Source organism: Streptomyces sindenensis, assembly GCF_014649035.1.
Lineage (GTDB): Bacteria > Actinomycetota > Actinomycetes > Streptomycetales > Streptomycetaceae > Streptomyces > Streptomyces sindenensis.
The window spans coordinates 121,018-141,891 of sequence record NZ_BMSG01000005.1 but is presented as its reverse complement, the minus strand read 5'-3'; the positions used below and the strand labels follow the sequence as shown (position 1 = coordinate 141,891).

22 protein-coding genes are annotated in these 20,874 nt (G+C 72.8%); 12 read left to right on the top strand and 10 right to left on the bottom strand.

Features of this window, described 5'->3' with window-relative positions; translation table 11 throughout:
• Nucleotides 1–127: 127 nt before the first annotated feature.
• Nucleotides 128–1,765, bottom strand: a complete 1,638-nt coding sequence (locus tag IE145_RS08895; RefSeq protein WP_189520355.1) for an acyl-CoA dehydrogenase family protein — start codon at nucleotides 1,763–1,765, stop codon at nucleotides 128–130.
• A 17-nt stretch (nucleotides 1,766–1,782) separates the two neighbouring features.
• On the opposite strand from IE145_RS08895, the gene IE145_RS08890 reads away from it, so the two are divergent.
• Nucleotides 1,783–3,063, top strand: coding sequence for a YihY/virulence factor BrkB family protein (locus IE145_RS08890; RefSeq protein ID WP_373296578.1), 1,281 nt, complete (start codon nucleotides 1,783–1,785; stop codon nucleotides 3,061–3,063).
• 18 nt (nucleotides 3,064–3,081) lie between these two features.
• A complete protein-coding gene (locus tag IE145_RS08885; RefSeq protein ID WP_189520354.1) occupies nucleotides 3,082–3,852 on the top strand; it encodes a DUF6597 domain-containing transcriptional factor in 771 nt (256 codons plus the stop codon).
• Here IE145_RS08885 and IE145_RS08880 read toward each other — a convergent pair.
• The 4 genes from IE145_RS08880 to IE145_RS08865 all read right to left on the bottom strand — a co-directional run bounded on the left by IE145_RS08880 (nucleotide 3,780) and on the right by IE145_RS08865 (nucleotide 7,525).
• Nucleotides 3,780–4,187: a VOC family protein gene (locus IE145_RS08880; protein ID WP_189520353.1), complete on the bottom strand. Its 408-nt coding sequence runs from the start codon at nucleotides 4,185–4,187 to the stop codon at nucleotides 3,780–3,782. The genes IE145_RS08885 and IE145_RS08880 overlap by 73 nt on opposite strands.
• Before the next feature lie 71 nt (nucleotides 4,188–4,258).
• Nucleotides 4,259–5,809 (bottom strand): 3-hydroxyacyl-CoA dehydrogenase, encoded by a 1,551-nt coding sequence (locus IE145_RS08875; RefSeq protein WP_189520352.1) that lies wholly within the window; start codon nucleotides 5,807–5,809, stop codon nucleotides 4,259–4,261.
• 16 nt (nucleotides 5,810–5,825) lie between these two features.
• Nucleotides 5,826–6,611 carry a CoA-transferase subunit beta gene (locus IE145_RS08870; protein ID WP_189520351.1) on the bottom strand — a complete coding sequence of 262 codons (786 nt, stop codon included), beginning with the start codon at nucleotides 6,609–6,611 and terminating at the stop codon, nucleotides 5,826–5,828.
• The gene (locus IE145_RS08865) at nucleotides 6,608–7,525 is read right to left on the bottom strand and encodes a CoA transferase subunit A (protein WP_189520478.1); all 918 of its coding nucleotides are present in this window, start codon (nucleotides 7,523–7,525) and stop codon (nucleotides 6,608–6,610) included. Before IE145_RS08865 ends, IE145_RS08870 begins: the two co-directional genes overlap by 4 nt.
• A 144-nt stretch (nucleotides 7,526–7,669) precedes the next feature.
• Between IE145_RS08865 and IE145_RS08860 the strand changes: the two genes are divergently transcribed.
• Nucleotides 7,670–8,575 carry a LysR family transcriptional regulator gene (locus tag IE145_RS08860; RefSeq protein WP_189520350.1) on the top strand — a complete coding sequence of 302 codons (906 nt, stop codon included), beginning with the start codon at nucleotides 7,670–7,672 and terminating at the stop codon, nucleotides 8,573–8,575.
• A 137-nt stretch (nucleotides 8,576–8,712) separates the two neighbouring features.
• A complete protein-coding gene (locus IE145_RS08855) occupies nucleotides 8,713–9,933 on the top strand; it encodes an acetyl-CoA C-acetyltransferase (protein ID WP_189520349.1) in 1,221 nt (406 codons plus the stop codon).
• Nucleotides 9,934–9,955: 22 nt separating this feature from the next.
• On the opposite strand, the gene IE145_RS08850 is transcribed toward IE145_RS08855, so the two are convergent.
• Nucleotides 9,956–11,188: an FAD-dependent monooxygenase gene (locus tag IE145_RS08850; protein ID WP_229825436.1), complete on the bottom strand. Its 1,233-nt coding sequence runs from the start codon at nucleotides 11,186–11,188 to the stop codon at nucleotides 9,956–9,958.
• 197 nt (nucleotides 11,189–11,385) lie between these two features.
• Nucleotides 11,386–12,096, bottom strand: a complete 711-nt coding sequence (locus IE145_RS33850) for a chaplin (protein WP_189520348.1) — start codon at nucleotides 12,094–12,096, stop codon at nucleotides 11,386–11,388.
• A 561-nt stretch (nucleotides 12,097–12,657) separates the two neighbouring features.
• Between IE145_RS33850 and IE145_RS08840 the strand changes: the two genes are divergently transcribed.
• From IE145_RS08840 to IE145_RS08815, 6 genes are all read left to right on the top strand, one after another.
• Nucleotides 12,658–13,059 (top strand): rodlin, encoded by a 402-nt coding sequence (locus IE145_RS08840; RefSeq protein WP_006128514.1) that lies wholly within the window; start codon nucleotides 12,658–12,660, stop codon nucleotides 13,057–13,059.
• Nucleotides 13,060–13,308: 249 nt separating this feature from the next.
• Nucleotides 13,309–13,542, top strand: a complete 234-nt coding sequence (locus IE145_RS08835; RefSeq protein WP_189520347.1) for a chaplin — start codon at nucleotides 13,309–13,311, stop codon at nucleotides 13,540–13,542.
• A gap of 229 nt (nucleotides 13,543–13,771) precedes the next feature.
• Nucleotides 13,772–14,062 (top strand): hypothetical protein, encoded by a 291-nt coding sequence (locus IE145_RS08830; protein WP_189520476.1) that lies wholly within the window; start codon nucleotides 13,772–13,774, stop codon nucleotides 14,060–14,062.
• A gap of 67 nt (nucleotides 14,063–14,129) precedes the next feature.
• Nucleotides 14,130–14,540, top strand: a complete 411-nt coding sequence (locus tag IE145_RS08825; RefSeq protein WP_189520346.1) for a rodlin — start codon at nucleotides 14,130–14,132, stop codon at nucleotides 14,538–14,540.
• Between the two features lie 187 nt (nucleotides 14,541–14,727).
• On the top strand, nucleotides 14,728–14,949 hold the full coding sequence (locus tag IE145_RS08820) for a hypothetical protein (protein ID WP_189520345.1): 222 nt from the start codon (nucleotides 14,728–14,730) through the stop codon (nucleotides 14,947–14,949).
• A gap of 118 nt (nucleotides 14,950–15,067) precedes the next feature.
• Entirely contained in the window at nucleotides 15,068–15,475 is a 408-nt protein-coding gene (locus IE145_RS08815; RefSeq protein ID WP_032768043.1) for a rodlin, read from the top strand.
• Between the two features lie 176 nt (nucleotides 15,476–15,651).
• On the opposite strand, the gene IE145_RS08810 is transcribed toward IE145_RS08815, so the two are convergent.
• Complete coding sequence (locus IE145_RS08810) at nucleotides 15,652–16,152, bottom strand: DUF5949 family protein (RefSeq protein ID WP_189520344.1); 501 nt, start codon at nucleotides 16,150–16,152, stop codon at nucleotides 15,652–15,654.
• 359 nt (nucleotides 16,153–16,511) lie between these two features.
• Between IE145_RS08810 and rsgA the strand changes: the two genes are divergently transcribed.
• Entirely contained in the window at nucleotides 16,512–17,672 is a 1,161-nt protein-coding gene (gene rsgA, locus IE145_RS08805) for a ribosome small subunit-dependent GTPase A (RefSeq protein ID WP_189520343.1), read from the top strand.
• A 74-nt stretch (nucleotides 17,673–17,746) separates the two neighbouring features.
• Nucleotides 17,747–19,126, top strand: coding sequence for a DNA-3-methyladenine glycosylase 2 family protein (locus IE145_RS08800; RefSeq protein WP_308427799.1), 1,380 nt, complete (start codon nucleotides 17,747–17,749; stop codon nucleotides 19,124–19,126).
• Between the two features lie 26 nt (nucleotides 19,127–19,152).
• Here the strand turns inward: IE145_RS08800 and IE145_RS08795 are convergent, their stop codons facing one another.
• Both IE145_RS08795 and IE145_RS08790 read right to left on the bottom strand, forming a co-directional pair.
• Nucleotides 19,153–19,635 (bottom strand): DUF456 domain-containing protein, encoded by a 483-nt coding sequence (locus tag IE145_RS08795; RefSeq protein WP_189520341.1) that lies wholly within the window; start codon nucleotides 19,633–19,635, stop codon nucleotides 19,153–19,155.
• Between the two features lie 91 nt (nucleotides 19,636–19,726).
• Nucleotides 19,727–20,719, bottom strand: coding sequence for a helix-turn-helix transcriptional regulator (locus tag IE145_RS08790; RefSeq protein ID WP_189520340.1), 993 nt, complete (start codon nucleotides 20,717–20,719; stop codon nucleotides 19,727–19,729).
• Nucleotides 20,720–20,874 lie beyond the last annotated feature (155 nt).

Genomic DNA, 20,874 nt, shown 5'->3' with positions numbered 1-20,874 from the left:
TGCCCTGCGGGTCCGTACAAGAGTGGCAGAGACACTGGGCGCCGGGGTTCCCGGTCGTGCGGTGTCGCATGAGCATGGAGGGTGGTGCCGTGTCGGCGCAGCACCACCCTCCGTCGCTTCCGGGCCGCTACGCCCCGGACGGCCGGGCCCGTGCCACCACCGAGGCCAGATCCAGGCTGTGCGGCAGCGTCCCGAACACCGCGCCCCCGTCCCCGCCGAGCCGCGCGGCACAGAACGCGTCGGCCACCTCCGGCGGAGCCCAGCGCACCAGCAGCGCCCCCTGGAGCACCAGCGCGAACCGCTCCACCAGCCGCCGCGCCCGCCCCTCGACACCGTCCAGATCGGCCAGCTCCGTCAGCAGCCCCTTGATGGCCGCGTCCAGCCGGTGATCCGCCCCCCGCGCCTTCCCGACCTCCCGCAGGAACGCGTCCAGCGCCCGCGGCTCCCGCTGGAGCACCCGCAGCACATCCAGCGCCTGGACGTTCCCCGAGCCCTCCCAGATCGAGTTGAGCGGGGCCTCCCGCAGCAGCCGGGGCATCCCCGACTCCTCCACGTACCCGTTGCCGCCCAGGCACTCCAGCGCCTCGCCCACCACGGCGGTGCAGCGCTTGGTGACCCAGAACTTCGCGACGGGCAGGGCGAGCCGCAGGAAGGCCCGCTCCGCCTCGGTGTCCGCGTCGTACGCCGCCGCCAGCCGCATCGCCAGCACGGTCGCCGCCTCCGACTCCAGCGCCAGATCCGCCAGGACGTTGCGCATCAGCGGCTTGTCGATCAGCGGCCCGCCGAACGCGTCCCGGTACGCGCTGTGGTGGACCGCCTGCGCCACCGCCTGCCGCATCAGCCCCGCCGAACCCACCACGCAGTCCAGCCGGGTGGCCGCCACCATCTCGATGATGGTGCGCACCCCGCGCCCCTCCTCACCGACGAGGCGGGCCCACGTCCCGTCGAACTCGACCTCGGCGGACGCGTTGGACCGGTTGCCCAGTTTGTCCTTCAGCCGCTGGATCAGGAACACGTTGCGCGTGCCGTCCGGGAGCACCCGCGGCACCAGGAAACAGCTCAGCCCGCCCGGCGCCTGCGCCAGCACCAGGAAGCCGTCCGACATCGGCGCCGAGCAGAACCACTTGTGCCCGGTGAGCAGATACGCGCCCTCGCCGGACAGCGGCTCGGCCCGGGTCGTGTTGGACCGCACGTCGCTGCCGCCCTGCTTCTCCGTCATGCCCATCCCGAAGAGCACCCCGGCCTTCTCGCGCGGGTCTCGCAGCCCCTCGACGTACGTGTGCGAGGTGAGCAGCGGCTCCCACTCCGCGGCCAGCGCCGGATCGGTGCGCAGCGCGGGCACCGCGGCATGCGTCATCGACAGCGGGCAGCCGTGCCCCGCCTCGGCCTGCGTCCACACCAGGAATCCGGCCGCACGCCGGACATGACCGGCCGGCCGTCCCCAGGCGTCGGTCAGCCCGGCGGAGACGGCATGCCCCAGCAACCGGTGCCAGGCCGGATGGAACTCCACCTCGTCGACACGATGCCCATAACGGTCATGGGTCAGCAGAACGGGCGGATGGGCGTTCGCCTGCACACCCCACTCCTGGGCCTGGGCGGAGCCCGCGGACCGGCCGAGCTCGCCGAGCTCCTCCAGCGCCACGGGCAGGACGCCGGGCTCGACGTGCCGCTCGACGGCCTCCGACAGAACCCGGTCGGTGGCGAAGACGTCGTGGCCGACCAGCGGCGGAACCTGATTGGTCACGGTGTGGGTGGTGGCTGCCATGCCGATACGGTAAGGAGGTGCAGGCAGCAAAGGAAACACCCGAACGGCCACTGGGCCGGCTCCACCGGGCGCAAGTGCTCTACCGCAACGTCTCCAAACGACGGATGGCGTGGCACTTGCTCAAGGACACCGTCAACTCGTGCATCGAATACCGCATTCTGGGCCTCGCGGCCGAGGCGGCGTTCTTCACCCTGCTCTCGCTGCCTCCCCTGCTGCTCGGCATGATCGGACTGCTCGGTTACGTCGACGAGTGGACGACCACCACGACGGTCGCCTCCATCGAGCGCAACATCCTCTCCGCCGCCGAGACGGTGCTGTCCGAGCGCGGGGTCAACGACTTCGCCAAACCGCTGCTCGCCGACGTCACGACCGGGGCCCGCCCCGACGTCATCTCCATCGGCTTCGCCATCGCCCTGTGGTCCGGCTCCCGCGCGGTGAACGTCTTCATCGACACCATCACCGTCATGTACGGCCTCGACGGCCACCGCGGCATCGTCAAGACCCGGCTGCTCGCCTTCCTGCTGTACGTCGTCGCCCTGCTGCTCGGCGCGGTGGTGCTGCCGCTGCTGGTCGTCGGCCCGGACCGGGTGGTCGAGTTCGTGCCCTGGGGCACGGAGGTCATAGCCGTCCTGTACTGGCCGCTCGTGATACTGCTGACCATCGCGTTCCTCACGACGCTCTACCACGTGTCCGTGCCGGTCCGCTCGCCCTGGATCGAGGACGTTCCCGGGGCGCTGGTGGCCCTCGGCATGTGGGTCCTCGGCAGCTTCCTGCTCCGGATCTATCTGACCAACACGGTCGAGGGCCCGACCATCTACGGCTCCCTGGCGGCGCCGATCGCCGTCCTGCTGTGGATCGGCATCTCCGCCTTCGCGGTCCTGGTCGGCGCCGCGGTCAACGCGGCCATCGACCGGGTGTGGCCCTCGCTCGCCACGGCCGCCGCCCGCGAGGCCACGGAACGCGTCCGGGCCGCGCAGGCCGCCGAGTTCGTCGCCCGCACCCGCTCGGCCGCCTACGACGGCACGGACGACGATGACGACGAGGACGACGGTCCGGCGTACATGCCCTCCGAGTTCCCCGAGCGCTGGTCCCGCTTCCTGCCGCCCGACGACGTGAAGTCCCGGCTGCACGCGACCTGGGAGAAGGAGCCCAAGGACGCGAAGGAACCCAGGGAGACCAGAGAAGCCAGGGAAACCAGAGAAGCCAGGGAGACGAGAGAAGCCAGGGAGACGAGAGAGACCGGAGAACCCAGGGAGACGAGGGAGCCCACCGACTTCAGGGAACCCCCCGCCCGCTGACCGCGCTAGCGTGGAGGCATGCCCCGGCGACACCAGCGCTACCAGGAGCGGCCCTCCCGGCTGGACGGGTCCGTCGTCTGGACCCTGGACGTCCCGCCGGGCCCCGGGCAGCCCGACCGGTCCGTGCTCCCCGACGGCTGCATGGACCTGATCTGGACCGCCGGCCGCCTGGTCGTCGCCGGGCCCGACACCCACGCGTTCGAGGTCGCCCCGCGCAACCGGGGCTCCTGCGCCGCGATCCGGTTCGGTCCCGGCACCGCCCCCGTCCTCCTCGGCGTACCGGCGCACGAGGTGCGCGACCACCGGGTCGACCTGGCCGAGCTCTGGCCCCGCAGAGCCGTCGCGGCGCTCACCGGACGGATCGCCCGGTCCGCGGATCCCGCCGCTGCACTGGAGGAGTTCGCGCTCGCCCGGTCCGCCGACACCGGACCGCCGGACCCGCTCACGTCGGCCGTGGCGGAGGGGCTGCGGCGCGGCAGGAGCGTGGCGTCGACGGCCGCCGAGGTCGGCCTCGGCGCCCGCCAACTGCACCGCCGCTCCCTGGCCGCCTTCGGCTACGGCCCGAAAACCCTGGCCCGGATCCTCCGCCTGCAACGCGCCCTGGCCCTCGTCCGCGCCGGCCTGCCCTACGCCGGTGCGGCCTGCGCGGCGGGCTGCACCGACCAGGCACACCTGGCCCGGGAGATGCGCGACCTGGCCGGCACGACCCTCGGGGCCTACTTCTCGGCGGGCGACGCGGAGGCGAACAGCGACACCCCGCACCCGTCCGGGTCCAGCACCACCGCGTAACGCTGTCCCCACACCGCGTCCCACGGCTTGAGATGCCCGGCGTACCCGGCGTCGACCAGCTCCGCGTACAACGCGTCCACCTCCGCCGGGCTGTCGCAGACGAAGGCCAGGGCGACCCGCTCACCGCCGCCCGCCGGGCGCTTCCAGTCCGGGTCGAACGAGGCGATGACCTCCTCCGTGTCCCACAGCAGCCGCTGTCCGCCCGGCAGGGTCGCCTCGACATGGGGCGCGGCCTCCGCACCCTCGGGGATGTCGAGGCCGAGCCGCCGGTAGAAGGCGAGGGAGGCCGCGAGGTCGGAGGTGATGATGCTGATGGCGTCGAGTCGTGGAGTCATGCCCCGACCGTAGGCACCCGGCACCCCCACCGTCTTGTACGAATCGGTCATCCGCGGGTTCGCTCCGGGCTTCACCCCAGGCAGTCCGCCGGCGACGTCCCCGGATCGGTCAGTGCGAGCCCCAGGGCGGCCCGCTCCGTGACCCACCGCGTCGGCCGGTGGCGCTGATCGCCGGTCGACGCGTGCAGGGCCCGCTGGAGCGCCAGCATCCGTACGGCCCCGATCCGCTCGCCCCACGTCAGCGGCCCCGCCGGATAGCCGAGGCCCGTGGTCACCGCGAGATCGATGTCGGCGGGCGCGGCCAGCGAGCGTTCCGCGATCGAGCAGCCCACCGCGACGACGGAGGACAGCAGCCGCTGCGCGACCGAACCCGCGGTGTCCCGCACCACCGACACCCCGTACGGCTCCTCGCCCCCGGCCGCCCGTGCCAGGACCGCCCGCGCGTCCCGGGCGGCCGCCCGGTCACCGGCCGCCGTCACGGCCAGGACCCGCCGCCGCCCCGCCGGAGGCAGCACCTCCACGCCGAACGTACGCTCCCGGGGCAGCCCGCCCTCCGCGACCGCCGCCGACACCGGCGTCCCCCAGACGGGCACCAGCACCACGGCCTCCGCCGACGGCCCCGCACCCCGCTCGACGCGGACCCCCGCGGCCTCCAGGGACGCCGTCAGCTCCTTCTCGTACGTCACCGTCTCCGGTCGCCCGGCCGAGGCGAGGAACACCGGGCGGTCGGCGTCCCCGGTGACCGGGCTCTCCGGGGCGGGGCCGGACGCCCCGTCGCCGTACGCGTACCAGCCGCGGCCCGTCTTGCGGCCGTGCAGCCCCGCCACCACCCGGTTCGGGGTCAGGAAGGACGGGCGCAGCCGGTCCTCGTACCGGAAGCCCTGCCAGATCGAGTCGATCACCGCGGCCGTCACGTCGAGGCCGGTCAGATCCATCAGTTCGAAGGGGCCCATGCGCAGCCCCAGCACGTCCCGGGCGATCCGGTCGATCTCCGCCGGGTCCGCCACCGACTCCTCCAGCAGCGCCAGCGCCTCGGTCACCAGCCCCCGACCGGCGTGGTTGACCAGGAATCCGGGGGTGTCGGCGACGGTCACCGCCCGGTGCCCGCACCCCTCCACCAGCGCGGTGAGCAGGTCCGGGATCTCCGGGCGGGTGGCCGCGCCCGGCACCACCTCGACGATCCGCATCAGCGGCACCGGGTTGAAGAAGTGCAGCCCGGCCAGACGGGAGGGGTCCTGGAGGGTCGCGGCGATCCGGGTCACCGACAGCGACGAGGTGTTCGTCGCGAAGACGGCGGAGGCGGGCAGCGCCCGCTCCAGCTTCCCGAACACCTCGGCCTTGGTCTCCAGGTCCTCCCGTACGGCCTCGATCACCAGCTCCACGTCCGGGCCCGCCGCCCACGGCTCGGCGAGCGGCACCAGCCGGGCCACCGCCGCGTCCCGGTCGGCGGCGGTCGTCCGGCCCTTCGCGACCGCCCGGTCCAGCATCGACGCGACGAAGTCCAGGGCCTCCTTCACCGCCTCGGGCCGTACGTCGCCCAGCTCCACGGTGTGTCCCGCGCTCGCCGCCCACTGGGCGATGCCCCGGCCCATGGCCCCGGCCCCGACGATCCTGATACGCATGGCAGTTACGGCCCTTTCAGCGGAGGTAGACACGGTTCGGGTCGACATCGTCGCGCAGGAGCCGCAGCTCCGCGGAGGTCGGCGGGGCGGTGGTCGTGAGCCGGTCGGCGATCTCCAGCTCCCAGCCGGTCGCGGCCCGCACCTGCTCGACGCTCACCCCGGGATGCACGGCGACCAGCCGCAGCTCGTCCCCGACGCCGGCCCGGGCGAGCACGCCCAGCTCGGTGATGACCCGGGTGACCCCGGCGCCGAGCGGACGGATGCCGTCCGCGAGCGCCCGGTCGGGCCCCGGCGTCGTACAGAAGTCCAGCACGTCCGCGAAGGAGCGCGGGGTGTGGCGGCGCATCACCACGAACACCTCCCGGGCGTTCGCCATCACCTCGACCGCGCCTCCGGAACCCGGCAGCCGGACCGAGGGGCGCTTCCACTCCCCGATCACCGAGGTGTTGAGGTTGCCCCACCGGTCGATCTGCGCGGCCCCCAGGAAGCCCACGTCGATGTGCCCGCCCTGGAGCACCGAGCCGAACAGCGTGGCCATGGACACCACCGCCTCGGCCCCCGTGATGAGGACGGCGTCCGCGATGGTCTCCGGCAGATGGGAGGGGTGCGCGCCGCAGACCCCGGACTCGTACACCACCTCGATGCCCGGAGCGACGGTCAGCCGCGCCAGCTCGGTCGCGAGCGTAGGCAGCCCGATCCCCGCGAACACCGTGCGTCGGCCCGCCAGTTCGCGCGCGGCGACGACGGAGAGCAGCTCGGAGGAGGTGACGGGCCGCGCGGCCCCCGCGAGGCGGTCACTCACCGTCGCCTCCCGTAGTCCACCGACCCGCTCGGCGCCTCGCCGACCGCCAGCCCCGCCCAGAACTCCCCGCCCAGCTTCGCCACGTACGCGGCATGGTCGGCGGTCCCGTACACCCACTCCTCCAGCCAGCCCCGCAGCCGCGCCGGATCCCCGCTGATCGCGGACCAGGCCCGGTAGAAGGCGTTGTCCCGGTCGTAGTAGCCCTGCGCGAACGACGGGTGCGCCCCGCGCGGACAGACCACCACGGCGTCCACCGCGTGGGCGGGGACGAGGGTGCGGTTCGGGTCCGCGCGGATCACCTCGTCCGCCACCAGCTCCTCCACCACCACGACCGCCTTCTCCGCCGCGTACACCGCCTCGGCCTGGACCCCGGTCAGCCCCCAGATCTGGGTGTTGCCCCGGCGGTCGGCACGCTGGGCGTGGATGAACGTCACGTCCGGGTGGACGGGCGGTACGACGTAGATCTCCTCGGTGGAGCCGTCTGCGGCCGGGTAGGGCGAAGTGACCTTGCGGATACCGGGGTTCACGGAAGGCAGGTCGCTGCCGGCGTACGAACGCAGCGGGTGGAACGGCAGCCGCTGCGCACCGGCGAGATACCGGCACACCATCCCGTAGTGGCTGTACTCCTCGAACGCCAGCGGCTCCGGATCGGCGTGCTCGATCCGCCGCCGCAGCTCTCCGAGCGAACCGGCGGAGGAGTTGCCCACGAACGAGGAGACCAGCCGCGTCACGCAGCCGGCGGCGAGCATCTGGTCCACCACGATGTCCGCCGTCATCCGGACGACCGTGAGATCCCGGCGGCCCTGCCGGATGATCTCGTGTCCGGCGGCGGTCGGGATGAGATGGGTGAACCCTTCGAGGCTCACGGTGTCCCCGTCGTGGACGAAGGCGGCGACGGCCTCCCGCATCGACATGACCTTGCCGGCCACTCCGCCCGCCCCGGCCGTCCGCTCCACCGCGCCCCTCACCCTCCGTATGTGCCGCCCCCACGGTGTCAGCACCATTGATGGCTGTCCAATACCGAATTAGGGTCGGATCGAGACGCCAGGAGTATCAATATGGAACTACGCCACCTCAACGCGTTCCTCGCCGTCGCCGAGGAGCTGCACTTCGGCCGCGCCGCCAAGCGGCTCCAGATGGCCCAGCCTCCGCTGAGCCAGCAGATCCGCCAGCTGGAGAGGGAACTCGGCGTCCAGCTCTTCCACCGCAACACCCGCTCGGTCCGGCTCACCAGCGCGGGGGAGTCCTTCCTCGAACCCGTACGGACCGTCCTGGACGATCTGGACACCGCCGTCCGGGCGGCCAGATCGGCGGGGACCGGCGAGTACGGCCGGGTCACCATCGGTTTCGCCGGGGCCTCCAGCCACGAGACGCTGCCCCGGCTCACCCGGGCCGTGCGCGCCGCCCACCCCGGTCTCGAACTCGTCATGACCGGCCAGACCTACGCCAACACCGCCCTGTCCCGGGTCGCCGACGGCTCCCTGGACCTCGGCTTCGTCCGGCTCCCGGTGACCCGCCCCGGCGTCGCCCACCGGGTGATCGACGAGGAGGAGCTGGTCTGCGCCCTGCCCTCCGACCACCCGCTCGCCCGGCGGGAGACCGTGCCCCTCGACGTGCTCGCCGGGGAACCGTTCGTCTCCTTCCCCGCCAACTCCGGCTCCACCGTCCGCGACGCCATGACCGAGGCCTGCGAGGGCGCCGGATTCACCCCGCGCATCGTCCAGGAGGCCCCCGACTCGTACACGATCCTCGCCCTGGTCGCCGCCGGGGTCGGGGTCACCCTCACGGTCACCTCCGTCCAGCACATCCAGCAGAACGGCCTGGTCTACCGCCCCCTCGCCGGCCCGACCGTCCGCCTCCGCGCCGCCCTGGCCTGGCGCGCGGACAACCCCTCCGCCGCCCTGCGCGCGGTGCTCGCGGTGGCGGAGGAAGCGCTGCCGACACCCGTGCGTTCGCCCGATTGAGACGCAAGACCTCTCAGTCCGGTGCGGATTCGATATTGGACCGACTCAGTGCCGGATGCGAAGGTCGTCCCACCGCACCACTCACCCACCACGACATGCCCCGGTCCCGCCGCCCCCGACCCCAGGAAAGGCCCTCCGTGCCGCTCGACGTCGTCATCTGCGAACCCCTGCGCACCCCCATCGGCCGGTTCGGCGGGGCCTTGGCCCAGCAGACCCCGGCCGCGCTGGCCGCACGCGTCATCGCGGAGATCGTCACCCGCACCGGTATCGATCCCGACCGGGTCGACGAGGTGATCCTCGGCCACGCCTACCCGACCAGCGAGGCCCCCGCCATCGGCCGGGTCGCCGCCCTGGACGCCGGACTGCCCACCACGGTCACCGGCTCCCAGATCGACCGCCGCTGCGGCTCCGGGCTCCAGGCGGTGCTGGACGCGGCGATGCAGATCCGCGCCGGGTTCAGCGACGTCGTGATCGCGGGCGGCGTCGACGTGATGAGCGCCGCCCCCTACTACACCCACGACGGACGATGGGGCATCAAGGGCCCCGGCCTCCAGCTCCACGACGCCCTCGCCCGGGGCCGCGTCACCGCCGGAGGCGTCAACCACCCGGTCCCCGGCGGCATGATCGAGACGGCGGAGAACCTGCGCCGCGAGTACGGCATCGGCCGCGCCGACCAGGACGCCCTGGCGCTGCGCTCGCAGGCGCGGGCCGCCCGCGCCGCCGCCGAGGGCCGCTACGACGCGGAGACCGTCCCCGTCACCGTACGCACCCGCAAGGGCGAGACGATCCTCACCACCGACGAACACCCCCGGCCCGACACGACGGCCGAGCAACTCGCCGCCCTCCGACCCGTGATGGCGAAGTCCGACCCGGACGCCACCGTCACCGCGGGCAACGCCAGCGGCCAGAACGACGCGGCCGCCGCCTGCCTGGTGACCAGCACCGAGACCGCCGGACGCCTCGGCCTCACCCCGCTCGTCCGCCTCGTCTCGTTCGCCCGCGCCGGGGTGCCCGCCGCGACCATGGGCATCGCCCCCGTCGCCGCCACCCGCACCGCCCTCGACCGGGCGGGCCTCGCCCTCGCCGACCTGGACCTGATCGAGCTGAACGAAGCGTTCGCCGCCCAGGTCCTCGCGTGCACACGGGAGCTGGGCCTCGGCGAGAAGGACCACGAGCAGCGGATCAACGTCAACGGCTCCGGCATCTCGCTCGGCCACCCGGTCGGCGCCACCGGAGCCCGCATCCTCGCCACCCTCACCCGCGAACTCCACCGCCGCGAGGCCCGGTACGGCCTGGAGACGATGTGCATCGGCGGCGGCCAGGGCCTCGCCGCGGTCTTCGAACGCATCGCGGACTGAGGGCGGTTCGCGCGGATCCGCCTCACCGGCCGACGGCCGCCTCCGGGCCCGCCTCGGGTTCGGCGGCTTCCCCGGGCTCCTCGTAGAGGTAGTGCCACGTCCCGGCCAGCACCCGGCGGAACCAGACGTCCACCTCGTCCTGCCCCATGGCCGCCCAGTCGGGGACCTCCTCGACCAGGGCGCGTCCCATCCGGCGGCCCAGCTCCACCAACCGGGCGCCCGCCGACGTGCGTTCGTCCGCGTACCGTTCCAGCGCCGTGGCGGGGTCCGGCCCCTCGCGCAGGACCCGCTCCAGGCACAGGGCGTCCTGGAGTGCCTTGACCGCGCCGGTCGCCGTGTGCGGCCTGGTCACGCCGGCCGCGTCCCCGGCCAGCAGCAGGGGCGGGCGGGCGACCCGGGGAGCCTGCACATCGGCGACCGGATGGCAGGCCGTCGCCCGACGGCCGCCCCGCGCCACGATGTCCGCCCAGGCCGCCGGAAAGTGCTCCCGCGCCAGCTCCTGGACGTACGGTCCGGGCTCGGCGCCCTCGGGCGGCCGGCCGTAAATGGCGTACGCGAGCAGCCGGTTGCCCGCCCCCGTGCTGCCGTCGCCGTCCTGCGGGCCGCCGGGGATCAGGTAGAAGATGCCGTGCCCGCCGGGGAAGCCCAGGGTCACCCACGCGCCGCGCAGCAGGTCCAGCTCCCGGGGGTGCCCGGCCAGCGCGCCGAGCGGGATCGCGCCTCGCCAGACCAGGTACGGGGCGGGCTCCGGCCGAAGCCCCGGTGCGAGCAACGGCCGGGTGGCCGAGGCGTGCCCGTCGGCGCCCACGACCACGTCGTACGGCTCCTCGCCCCGCGCGGAGGTGATCACCGCCCGCCCGGTCGCGTCCGCCCGGAGCGAGGTCACCGGCTCGCCCCGGAGATAGCGCGCGGTCGCGGCGCTCGCACGCAACGACCGCCACAGCAGACCCCAGTTGCACGGGGTCACGGGGGAGGGCTGACGGGCCAGCTCACGGGTCGACCGCCCGCCCGGCTCCCGCGTCAGCCAGACCCGCGTCCCGACGGGAGCCGTCGGCAGGTCCGCGCCCAGATACCCGGACCCGACCAGCTCCGCGTGGAGCGGCGGTGGAATCACGATGCCGAAGCCCCGGTCCTGGAGTTCGGCGCCGCTCCGTTCGTACACGGTGACGTCCGCCCCGGCCCGCGAGCCCGCGACGGCCGCCGCGCACCCCGCGATGCTGCCGCCGATCACCCCGATGCGTAACGCTGCTGCCACGTCCCCGGCCCTTCCCGTCGTCCCGCCCGTCCCGTGCGTCCCTCGGCGTTCCGCGCGGTGCGCGATGCGTCGCGGTGCCGTGGCCATCGTCCCTCGCCCGCCCCCGCCTTCCCGGGAGACGGGCCGCCGCACACACGGAAGGTCCGGCCGGACAGTCCCTGCTGTCCGGCCGGACCTCGTTCCCCGCAGGAGCTCTGTCAGTCCCGCGCGTCCCGGGTGCGGCGCATCAGCACCGCACCGCCGAGCAGGAGCGCGGCACTCGCGCCGGCGGCCAGGCCCAGGTCGGCGGCGCCGGTGTCGGCCAGGTGCGCGTCCGGGGTGTTGGAGCCGGGCGTGTCGGACCCGGGCGTGTCCGAGCCGGGAGTGTCGGTTCCGGGCGTGTCGGTCGGCGGTTCGTCGACGGGGGGCTGGTCCACCGGGGGCTCGTCGACCGGGGGCTCGTCGACCGGCGGCTCGTCCACGGGCGGCTCGTCCACGGGCGGTTCGTCGACCGGCGGCTCGTCCACCGGCGGTTCGTCGACGGGAGGCTCGTCCACGGGCGGTTCGTCCACCGGCGGCTCATCGACCGGCGGCTCGTCCACGGGAGGCTCATCGACCGGCGGTTCATCGACCGGGGGCTCGTCCACGGGCGGCTCGTCCACCGGCGGGTGTTCGTGCTTCGGGCCATCGGTGTTGACGCACTTGTTGCCGAACGCCGGGTTCAGCAGAGCGATCACATTGACGGTGTTGCCGCACACATTCACCGGGACGTGTACCGGCACCTGTGCGACGTTGCCCGAACCGACCCCCGGCGAACCGACGGCCGCGCCCTCGGCCGACGCGTCGGCGTGCGCGGTGCCGCCCACGGCCGCCAGGAGGCCCGATGCGGCCGCCATGACGATCATGCTTCTCTTCAAAACCTGTCGCATTACTTGCCCTTTCTGAGGACATTCGCGAGGACATCGCGTGGGTGCTTCGCGCGCGGACAACGGGCAGCCATCGGGCGGAGCCGCTGCACAGCCGGATCCGGCGGGAAGCCATGGTGAAAGTGGTGAAGACGTGCGCGCTGGACGACTGCCATAACGACACAGACGTCACGCGGGAAACTTGGAGTTGCGTGGAAATTGTGTAATCACCCGAACGGGTGGCACCCCTGTATCCCGGCCATCCCGGGTCACGGAACAAGAAAAACGATTCGCCCTCAACTGTGCTGCTCTTCGCTGGTGTTGACGGCGCTCGGGTATCCGTCGCGACTGCCGCGCGGCGTCACGGGCGCCGCCGCTCGCCCACCCGTTCGGGCGAAATATGTCGGAGAGGGCCTGTGCAATTCCTTCACGAACGGGAACGGGATGCCCTGCGAAATGACCGCACGGAGGGGGCTGCGGGGCCCCTCGTGTCCGGCATTCGGGTGAAGGGGCGGAACCTCATGGCGCGTGGCGAGTTGACCAGGGTGCTCCGCCACGGGGCAACCAGTTCGAGAAGGGTTAATCGTGATCAAGAAGGTTCTGGCTACGGGCGCTGTCGCCGCCTCCATCCTCGGTCTCGGTGCGACGCAGGCCATGGCCATCGCCAACGACGGCGGCACCACCTCGGTCAACGGCAACGGCGCCTCGCAGTCGTACGGCAACTCCGAGACCCACGGTGACTGGAGCCCGCAGTTCGCGCTCGTCCAGGGCTCGCTGAACAAGCCCTGCATCGCCCTCCCGGCCAAGGCGAACGTCGGTTCGCTCATCGGTCTCGTGCCGGTCGCGGTCCAGGACATCAACGTCCTGTCCTCCCCGCAGAACCAGCAGTGCACCGAGAACTCCACCCAGGCGAAGGGTGACGAGGCGCTGTCGCACATCCTGGAGGACATCCCGATCCTCTCCGGCAACGGCGTCGGCAACAACTGACCCGCAGCCGCCCTACTCGGGCCCGGGCCCTCGGCGTTCCTCCACCGAGCGGCCCGGGCCCGTTGCTTTACCGGGACGCTACTGCGGCATTCGAGGGGATATCCAGAAATCCGCCCGACGAACAGTTCCGATTCCGGGTGCTCGTCGTTACGCAGGACAGTGCAGGAGTCGTGAGTGATTCAGTATCCGGCTCGGGCGGGGCACGACAGTCGTGACCGCACCGGACTCCGCCGAGGAAAGGTAAGAAAAGTGAAGTTCACCAAGGTTGCCGCTGTCGCCGCCGGTACGTTCATGGCGATGGGCGTCGCCGCGCCGGCCATGGCCGACTCGGGCGCCGAAGCCATTGCCACCCACTCCCCGGGCGTGCTGTCGGGCAACATCCTCCAGGCCCCGATCCACATTCCGGTCAACGTCTGCGGCAACACCGTCAACGTGATCGGTGCCCTGAACCCGGCGTTCGGCAACACCTGCATCAACCAGTAACTCCCCGGCCGGCCGGGCTTCCCGGCCCGCAGTCGGTGGGCCCCGGACGGCACATGCTGTCCGGGGCCTTTTCGTGGACGAGGTCGGAGAAATTCCGCGCCCCACAGTTTCCCGGAAGCGGGCCGATCGTTGATCAGTGGGAAAGCGGCAGAAGTCACAGGTAAAGAAAGCTTGTGTGCGGCACGGAGACGTGACCGAAGCAGACGCCGCGCAGAAGGGAACCAGAAAAGTGAAGTACGCGAAGACCGCCGCCCTCGTTGTCGGTTCCATGGCTGCCCTCGGAACGGCCGCTCCCGCCTTCGCGGCTCCCACGCCCACGGCCCCCAACTTCAGCCTCGACAGCGGCCTCAACCAGGTGATGGCCAGTGCCCCGCAGGTCGTGGACCCGCTGGTGGACACGGCCGCCGAGACCACCGAGACGCTCTCGGAGGACGGCACGGTCGGCAAGGTGGCGGGCCAGGCGACCGGTGCGGTCGAGGGCGCCGCCCCGCTGCTCGGCGGTGTTCCCCTCGGCGGCTGACCGCCGCACCACGACCATCTCCCAGGCTTCTCCGCCTGATACGCATCACTTCGAGAAGGGCTCTTCCATGTTCAAGAAGATCATGTCCTCGGCGGCCGTCGCCGTCTCCATCGTCGGCGTCTCCGCCGCGGCCGCCCCGTCGGCCATGGCCATCGCCAACGACGGCGGCACCACCACGGTCAACGGCAACGGCGCCTCGCAGGCCTACGGCAACTCCGAGACCCACGGTGACTGGAGCCCGCAGTTCGCCCTCATCCAGGGCTCGCTGAACAAGCCCTGCATCGCCCTCCCGGCCAAGGCGAACGTCGGCTCGCTGCTCGGCCTCGTGCCGATCTCCGTCCAGGACATCAACGTCCTGTCCTCCCCGCAGAACCAGCAGTGCACCGAGAACTCCACCCAGGCCAAGGGCGACGAGGCCCTGTCGCACCTCCTGAACGACATCCCGATCCTCTCGGGCAACGGCGCCGGCAACAGCTGAGACCGCGTGACCCCGGTCCGCTCCCGGTGACCATCTGGGGCCGGCCCATCCGTACGGCGACCGTTCCTCGCCGCACCGGACGGGCCGGCCCCTCGTCGTGTGCCCATGTCTCCGGTCGGGTCAACCGGTTGGGCCGGATGCCGTAACCCCGGATGACGGCCCCTGCCGGGCCGGGTAGGGCACCGGCATGGATCCGTACGACAGTCAGACCCCGCAGAGCGCCGAACGGTGGCCCGCGCCGGGCGGCGGCACACCGATCTACGACCGGCTCGTCGCCGAATGGCAGGCGGCCGGCGGCGGCCACCCCCTGGCGGAACCGCACCAGGACCCGGCCCCCCGCCGCGGTGGATTCGTGCCGGCCGCGCGGACCGCGGGCCAGGCCCCCGGGCCTGAGACGGACGGACAGTGACCGGAAGCGTCGACCTTGCGCCGGAACGAACCCATATGAGTGGTACTGCGCAACCGATCAGGGACAACGGCAGTTGATCAGTACGTTCCACAACGGGACGCTCCGAAAGGTGAAGTTGATGAAGAAGATGATGGCCGGCGCTGCAGTGGCCGTGTCCCTGCTCGGTCTGTCCGCAGTCGCGGCTCCCACGGCCATGGCGATCGGCAACGACGGCGGCACCACCACCCTCAACGGGAACGGCGCCGAGTCGGAGATCGGCAACGCGGAGACGAAGGGCGACTGGAGCCCGCAGAACCAGCTCGTTCAGGGCACCCTGAACAAGCTCTGCGTCGGCCTGCCCCTCAAGGCGAACGTCGGCTCGCTCGTCGGTGTCGTGCCGATCGCGGTCCAGGACGTCAACGTCCTGTCCAACCCGCAGAACCAGCAGTGCGCCGACAACTCCACCCAGGCCAAGGGCGACGAGCCGCTGTCGCACATCCTGGACGACATCCCGGTCCTCTCGGGCAACGGCGTCGGCAACAACTGACGCACCCCAGCCTGACGCAGTCGGCGCGGGCGGGCCGAGGATCCTCCTCGGCCCGCCCGTTCTCGTTCGGCACGGCACCGTGCACACGACTTCGGCACGGCACCGCGTACACGACGAGGCCCACCACTCCACGGGGGGTGGTGGGCCTCGTCGCTTACGCGGGGCGGTGACGTTCCTCAGCCCAGGGAGCGGACCGGGAGCAGGCAGTGGGCGGCGGTGCGGACGACTTCCTCGTCGGCGGCGAAGGCCCGCAACTGGTCCTCGCTGACCGGCTGCCCGGGAACCGCCTCCGGCCACGGCGTCGTGGCGAACATCCCGTACACCTGGCCCTGCGCCTGGGCGGCGGCCAGCCACTCCGCGGGGGCCGGGTACTGCGCGCTGAGGTGAGGCAGGGTCAGGACGGCCTGACCCGCCTGGACGAGGAGCTTCGCCTGGATGCCCGGGCTCTCGGCGGCGTCCTGGATCGAACCGCCGATGTGGAGCCCCGCACGCTCCAGCGCGGCGCGCATGGCCTCGCGGCCGACCACCGGACCGTCCTGCCCGTCGCCCAGCGAATAGGCGAGGAGGAAGGCGGTGTCCTGGTCCGCGTCGGGCTGTCGGCCGCTCCAGCCGATCAGGATCTGGGTGCCCAACTGGGCCGGGGTGAACGTCACGGAGGAGGCCTGGGGTGTGGTCATGCTCGGCACCCTAACGGCCCCGGACCGGGGCTCATGCACACGTATCACCCGATCGAGGGAGATCACGGCCATCTGTCGCGAATGTGCCCGCTCGAACGTCCCCCGACCGTGGTCCCGGATAAATCGGTTGACGGTGCTCCCGGAGGACGGGCTAGGGTGATCACCGTTCCGTCGGAAGCCAGTTCCGGGGACCGGGAACCAGAGGAATCAGGAGGTGAGGACATTGATGACTGTCGTTGCGATGGGCACTGCCCACAACCGGAAGAGCATCGTCCTCATCCCCGTGGCCACCGGCTGACCACTTCTCTCCTCATCCGCGCCGAGCGCGCGTGCCGGGGCCACCCTGTGAAGGGTTTCCCTTGTCTTTCTCGTCTTCCTCTCTTTCCTCCTTCTCCTCTTCCGCGTCCTCGCTGACTCCGTACGGCTGGGACGAGGACTGGGCGGCGGCCTTCTCCTCGTACGCCGCCCAGGGGCTCGTGCCCGGCCGGGTCGTGCGCGTGGACCGCGGGCAGTGCGACGTGATCACCGCCGACGGCACCGTCCGCGCCGACACCGCCTTCGTCGTGCCCCGTGACCCGATGCGGATCGTCTGCACCGGCGACTGGGTGGCGCTCGACGCGGACGGCGACCCGCGCTTCGTCCGTACGCTGCTGCCGCGCCGTACCGCCTTCGTCCGCTCGACCTCCTCGCAGCGGTCCGAGGGCCAGGTGCTCGCCACCAACATCGACCACATCGCCATCTGCGTCTCGCTCGCCGTCGAGCTGGACCTCGGGCGGGTCGAGCGGTTCCTCGCGCTCGCCCTGTCCAGCTCCGAGGGCACCGCGCTGCTGGGCGACGGCTCAGCCGGGGAACACCGGCCCCAGCCGATCGTGGTCCTGACCAAGGCCGACCTGGTGCCCGACGCGGTCACCCTCTCCCACCTCGTCCAGGACATCGAGGCCATCGCCCCCGGCATCCAGGTCCTGCCCGTCAGCTCCACCACCGGCGAAGGGGTCGACGTCTTCGGCGCCATCGTCTCCGGCGGTACGAGCGTGCTGCTCGGCATCTCCGGCGCGGGCAAGTCCACCCTGGCCAACACCCTGCTCGGCCAGGACGTGATGGACGTGCGGGCGGCCCGTGACGTCGACGGAAAGGGCCGGCACACCACCACGACCCGCAACCTCCTGCTCCTGCCGCAGGGAGGCGTCCTCATCGACACCCCCGGGCTGCGCGGCGTCGGTCTCTTCGACGCCGAAACCGGGGTCGGGGAGGTGTTCTCCGAGATCGAGGAGCTGGCCGCGGAGTGCCGGTTCCACGACTGCGCCCACGAGGCCGAGCCGGGGTGTGCCGTCCTCGGCGCCCTGGAGGACGGCACCCTGCCCGAGCGGCGGCTGGAGAGCTACCGCAAGCTGATCCGCGAGAACCAGCGGATCGTCGCCAAGACCGATGCCCGGGTACGCGCCGAGATCCTGCGGGACTGGAAGCGCAAGGGCGCGGAGGGGCGCGCGGCCATGCAGGCCAAGCGCGGCCGGGTGCGGTAGCCCGAAGGCGCACGGGTTCGACGTCCGAATCCCGCGAGTGCGGCAGCCCCGGCTGCCGCACACTGGACGGTGTGATGGACGAACGGACCAGGTACGAGGCGGTGAGCAGCCGCGACGCACGGTTCGACGGCGCGTTCTTCTTCGCCGTCGTGACCACCGGCATCTACTGCCGGCCCAGCTGTCCCGCCGTCACCCCCAAACGCGCCAACGTGCGCTTCTACCCGACCGCGGCGGCGGCCCAGGCCGGCGGCTTCCGGGCCTGCCGCCGCTGCCGCCCGGACGCCGTGCCCGGCTCCGCCGAGTGGAACGTCCGCGCGGACGTCGTCGGCCGGGCCATGCGCCTGATCGGCGACGGCGTCGTCGACCGCGAAGGCGTCCCCGGACTCGCCGGGCGGCTCGGCTACAGCGCCCGGCAGGTCCAGCGCCAGCTCACCGCCGAGCTGGGCGCGGGACCCGTCGCGCTCGCCCGCGCCCAGCGCTCCCACACCGCCCGGGTGCTCCTCCAGACCACCCCGCTGCCCGTCACCGAGATCGCCTTCGCCGCCGGGTTCGCCAGCGTGCGGCAGTTCAACGACACCATCCGGCAGATCTACGCCCGCACCCCCAGCGCCCTGCGCGCCGAAGCGGGCACGGGGCTCGCGGGCGGACGCCACGAGGGGCTGCGGGCCGGTATCCCGCTGCGGCTCGCCCACCGGGGTCCGTACGCCACCGCCGCCCTGTTCGACCTGCTGGCCGCCGAGGCGGTCGCCCGGGTCGAGGAGGTGGCGGGGAGGCCCGGCTCCCGCACCTACCGGCGCACCCTCCGGCTGCCGTACGGCTCCGGCCTCGCCGAGATCGACGAGGCCTCGCCCGGCGGCCCCTGGCTGGAGGCCCGGATCCAGCTCACCGACCTGCGCGACCTGACGACCGCCGTCCAGCGGGTGCGCCGCCTGTTCGACCTGGACGCCGACCCGTACGCCGTGGACGAGGTGCTGGCCGCCGACCCTCGGCTCGCCCCGCTGGTCGCGGCCCGCCCCGGGCTGCGCTCGCCGGGCGCGGCGGACCCGGAGGAGGCCGCGGTGCGGACCCTGGTGGGGCGCGCGGGGGCCGGGGAGCTGGTCGAGCGGTACGGGAAGGCGCTGGACGTGCCCTGCGGCGGGCTCACCCACCTGTTCCCGGAGCCGGACGTGCTCGCCGGTTCCGCCGAGGACCCGGCGCTGCGGGCCCTCGCCACCGCGCTCGCCGACGGCCGGCTGCGGCTGGACGCCGGGGCCGACCGGGACGCGGCGGAGGAGACGCTGCTGGCGCTGCCCGGGATGGGCCGGTCCACCGCCGCCCTGATCCGGATACGGGCGCTCGGCGACCCGGACGTGGACCCGTACCGAACACCGGGCGCCGAACGGTGGCGGCCCTGGCGCTCGTACGCCGTACGCCATCTGGAGACGGCGGGTTCGCAGGTGGATGCGCTGAGCTGACCCGGGGGCGCCGGGCGCCCCCATCATCAGCCCCAGAGCACCGTGCCCAGCCAGGCGCCCGCCACCAGCAGGCAGCAGAACAGCTCCACCAGCACCGCGTAGCCCGTCGCCCGCATCACCGAGCGCACCGACGTCCAGGCCGCACCCCGGCTGCCCAGGCGCAGCCGCTCCGCCCCGAAGATGGCTCCCACGTACCCGAGGACCCCGCCCACCACGGGCACCACGAAGAAGCCGACGATCCCCGCGACCCCGCCGATCATCAACGTCCGGCGGGGCGCCCCCGACTCACCCGGGCGGCGGGGCGGCAGCAGCGGTTTGAGGGCCTGGTTCAGCAGCATCAGACCCGTCGCGCCGATCAGGACGCCCCAGGCGGCCGGCGTCATGTCGGTGAGCGCCCACCACAGCACCGCCGCCCAGACGATCGCCTGCCCCGGCACACCCGGCAGCAGGACGCCGACCAGACCCAGCAGCATGACCAGGCCGACGGCGACGAGCTGCCACACACTCATCTGACCAGCGTGCCGGAGAGTGCCCGGCTCCGCCCGTCAGCGCACCCCGGCCACCTGCGGGGACGAGGCGGCGGGCCCCGGTCTCCGGGCCTCAGGCCTGCGGACCGGTACGGGCCACCCAGCCACGCTCGTACGCGTGCCAGCCCAGCTGGAGCCGGGTCGAGACGCCGGTCAGCTCCATCAGGCCCTTGACCCGCCGCTGCACGGTCCGCAGCCCCAGGTCCAGCTGCTTGGCCACACTGGCGTCGGTCAGCCCCGCCAGCAGCAGGGACAGGATCTCCAGGTCCGTCGGATCCGGCCCGACGCCGTCCTCGCGGACCCCGCCGCCCTCGCCGAGACGCAACGGCATGGCATCGCGCCACACCGCCTCGAACAGGCCCATCAGCGACTCCAGCAGACCGCTGGCGTGCACCACCAGGGCCGCGGGCTCCGCGCCCCGCCCGGTCAGCGGGACCATCGCGAGGCTCCCGTCGGCCACCACCAGCTTCGTCGGCACCCGGTCCACCACCCGGCACCGCTCGTCCCGGCTCAGCGCCGCCGACAGCTCCAGGATCCCGTACGGCGTCGACAGCACCTCGCGCTCGACCACCACCCGGTAGCTCACCCCGCGCGAGGCGGCCCGCTCCTCGGACTCGTTCTCCATCCCGGTCACCGCGATCGGCTTCCCCGTCACCAGGGCGCACACCTCGGACACCGCCCCCAGTTGCAACTGGTGGAAACGCTGGGTGACGGCGCTCGCCCCCGTCACCACCTCCACCAGATCGTGCACCGCCGGTTCGCTCGCCTCGGCCCGGTACTCCTCGGCGAGCAGCGCGGACGCCAGCTCCGCCTGCTCCAGCTCGTGCCGCTGTTGGATCAGCAGCGCGCCGAGCGCCACCCCGGGCGGCGCCGCCACCCAGCGGCCGGGCCGGGCCGAGGACTGGGCGGCGAGCCCCTGCTGTTCCAGCCGCCGCAGCACGCGCTCGGCGTCCGCCTCCGGAAGCGCCAGCCGGTGCGCGAGATCGGTGAGCTCCGCGGCTCCCGCCGCGACGAGCGCGCGGTACGCGGTCTCCTGTCTCTCGTCGAGACCAATGGCCCCCAGCATTCTCCGACCTCCCCGGACGTGGCTGATCGCGCATCGCGGCGCCCCTGCGGCGGGTCCGTGTGGCGGGAAAAGGCCACGGCGTAAACCCGCCGCCCACATCATCCCCCGTACCCCTGGCCCCTCTGCCAGTGTGGCGCCACCGCAGCACCAACAAC

What these genes read in the sequence shown, in the direction of transcription:
- IE145_RS08865 (WP_189520478.1), bottom strand. Translation starts at nt 7,525, where the DNA reads ATGTCGATGCGGGAGGCCGTCGCCGCCTTCGTCCACGACGGGGACACC.
- IE145_RS08810 (WP_189520344.1), bottom strand. Translation starts at nt 16,152, where the DNA reads ATGACCACACCCCAGGCCTCCTCCGTGACGTTCACCCCGGCCCAGTTG.
- IE145_RS33850 (WP_189520348.1), bottom strand. Translation starts at nt 12,096, where the DNA reads ATGCGACAGGTTTTGAAGAGAAGCATGATCGTCATGGCGGCCGCATCG.
- IE145_RS08875 (WP_189520352.1), bottom strand. Translation starts at nt 5,809, where the DNA reads ATGCGTATCAGGATCGTCGGGGCCGGGGCCATGGGCCGGGGCATCGCC.
- IE145_RS08820 (WP_189520345.1), top strand. Translation starts at nt 14,728, where the DNA reads ATGGATCCGTACGACAGTCAGACCCCGCAGAGCGCCGAACGGTGGCCC.
- IE145_RS08795 (WP_189520341.1), bottom strand. Translation starts at nt 19,635, where the DNA reads ATGAGTGTGTGGCAGCTCGTCGCCGTCGGCCTGGTCATGCTGCTGGGT.
- IE145_RS08800 (WP_308427799.1), top strand. Translation starts at nt 17,747, where the DNA reads ATGGACGAACGGACCAGGTACGAGGCGGTGAGCAGCCGCGACGCACGG.
- IE145_RS08790 (WP_189520340.1), bottom strand. Translation starts at nt 20,719, where the DNA reads ATGCTGGGGGCCATTGGTCTCGACGAGAGACAGGAGACCGCGTACCGC.
- IE145_RS08815 (WP_032768043.1), top strand. Translation starts at nt 15,068, where the DNA reads ATGAAGAAGATGATGGCCGGCGCTGCAGTGGCCGTGTCCCTGCTCGGT.
- IE145_RS08885 (WP_189520354.1), top strand. Translation starts at nt 3,082, where the DNA reads ATGCCCCGGCGACACCAGCGCTACCAGGAGCGGCCCTCCCGGCTGGAC.
- IE145_RS08860 (WP_189520350.1), top strand. Translation starts at nt 7,670, where the DNA reads ATGGAACTACGCCACCTCAACGCGTTCCTCGCCGTCGCCGAGGAGCTG.
- IE145_RS08880 (WP_189520353.1), bottom strand. Translation starts at nt 4,187, where the DNA reads ATGACTCCACGACTCGACGCCATCAGCATCATCACCTCCGACCTCGCG.
- IE145_RS08895 (WP_189520355.1), bottom strand. Translation starts at nt 1,765, where the DNA reads ATGGCAGCCACCACCCACACCGTGACCAATCAGGTTCCGCCGCTGGTC.
- IE145_RS08825 (WP_189520346.1), top strand. Translation starts at nt 14,130, where the DNA reads ATGTTCAAGAAGATCATGTCCTCGGCGGCCGTCGCCGTCTCCATCGTC.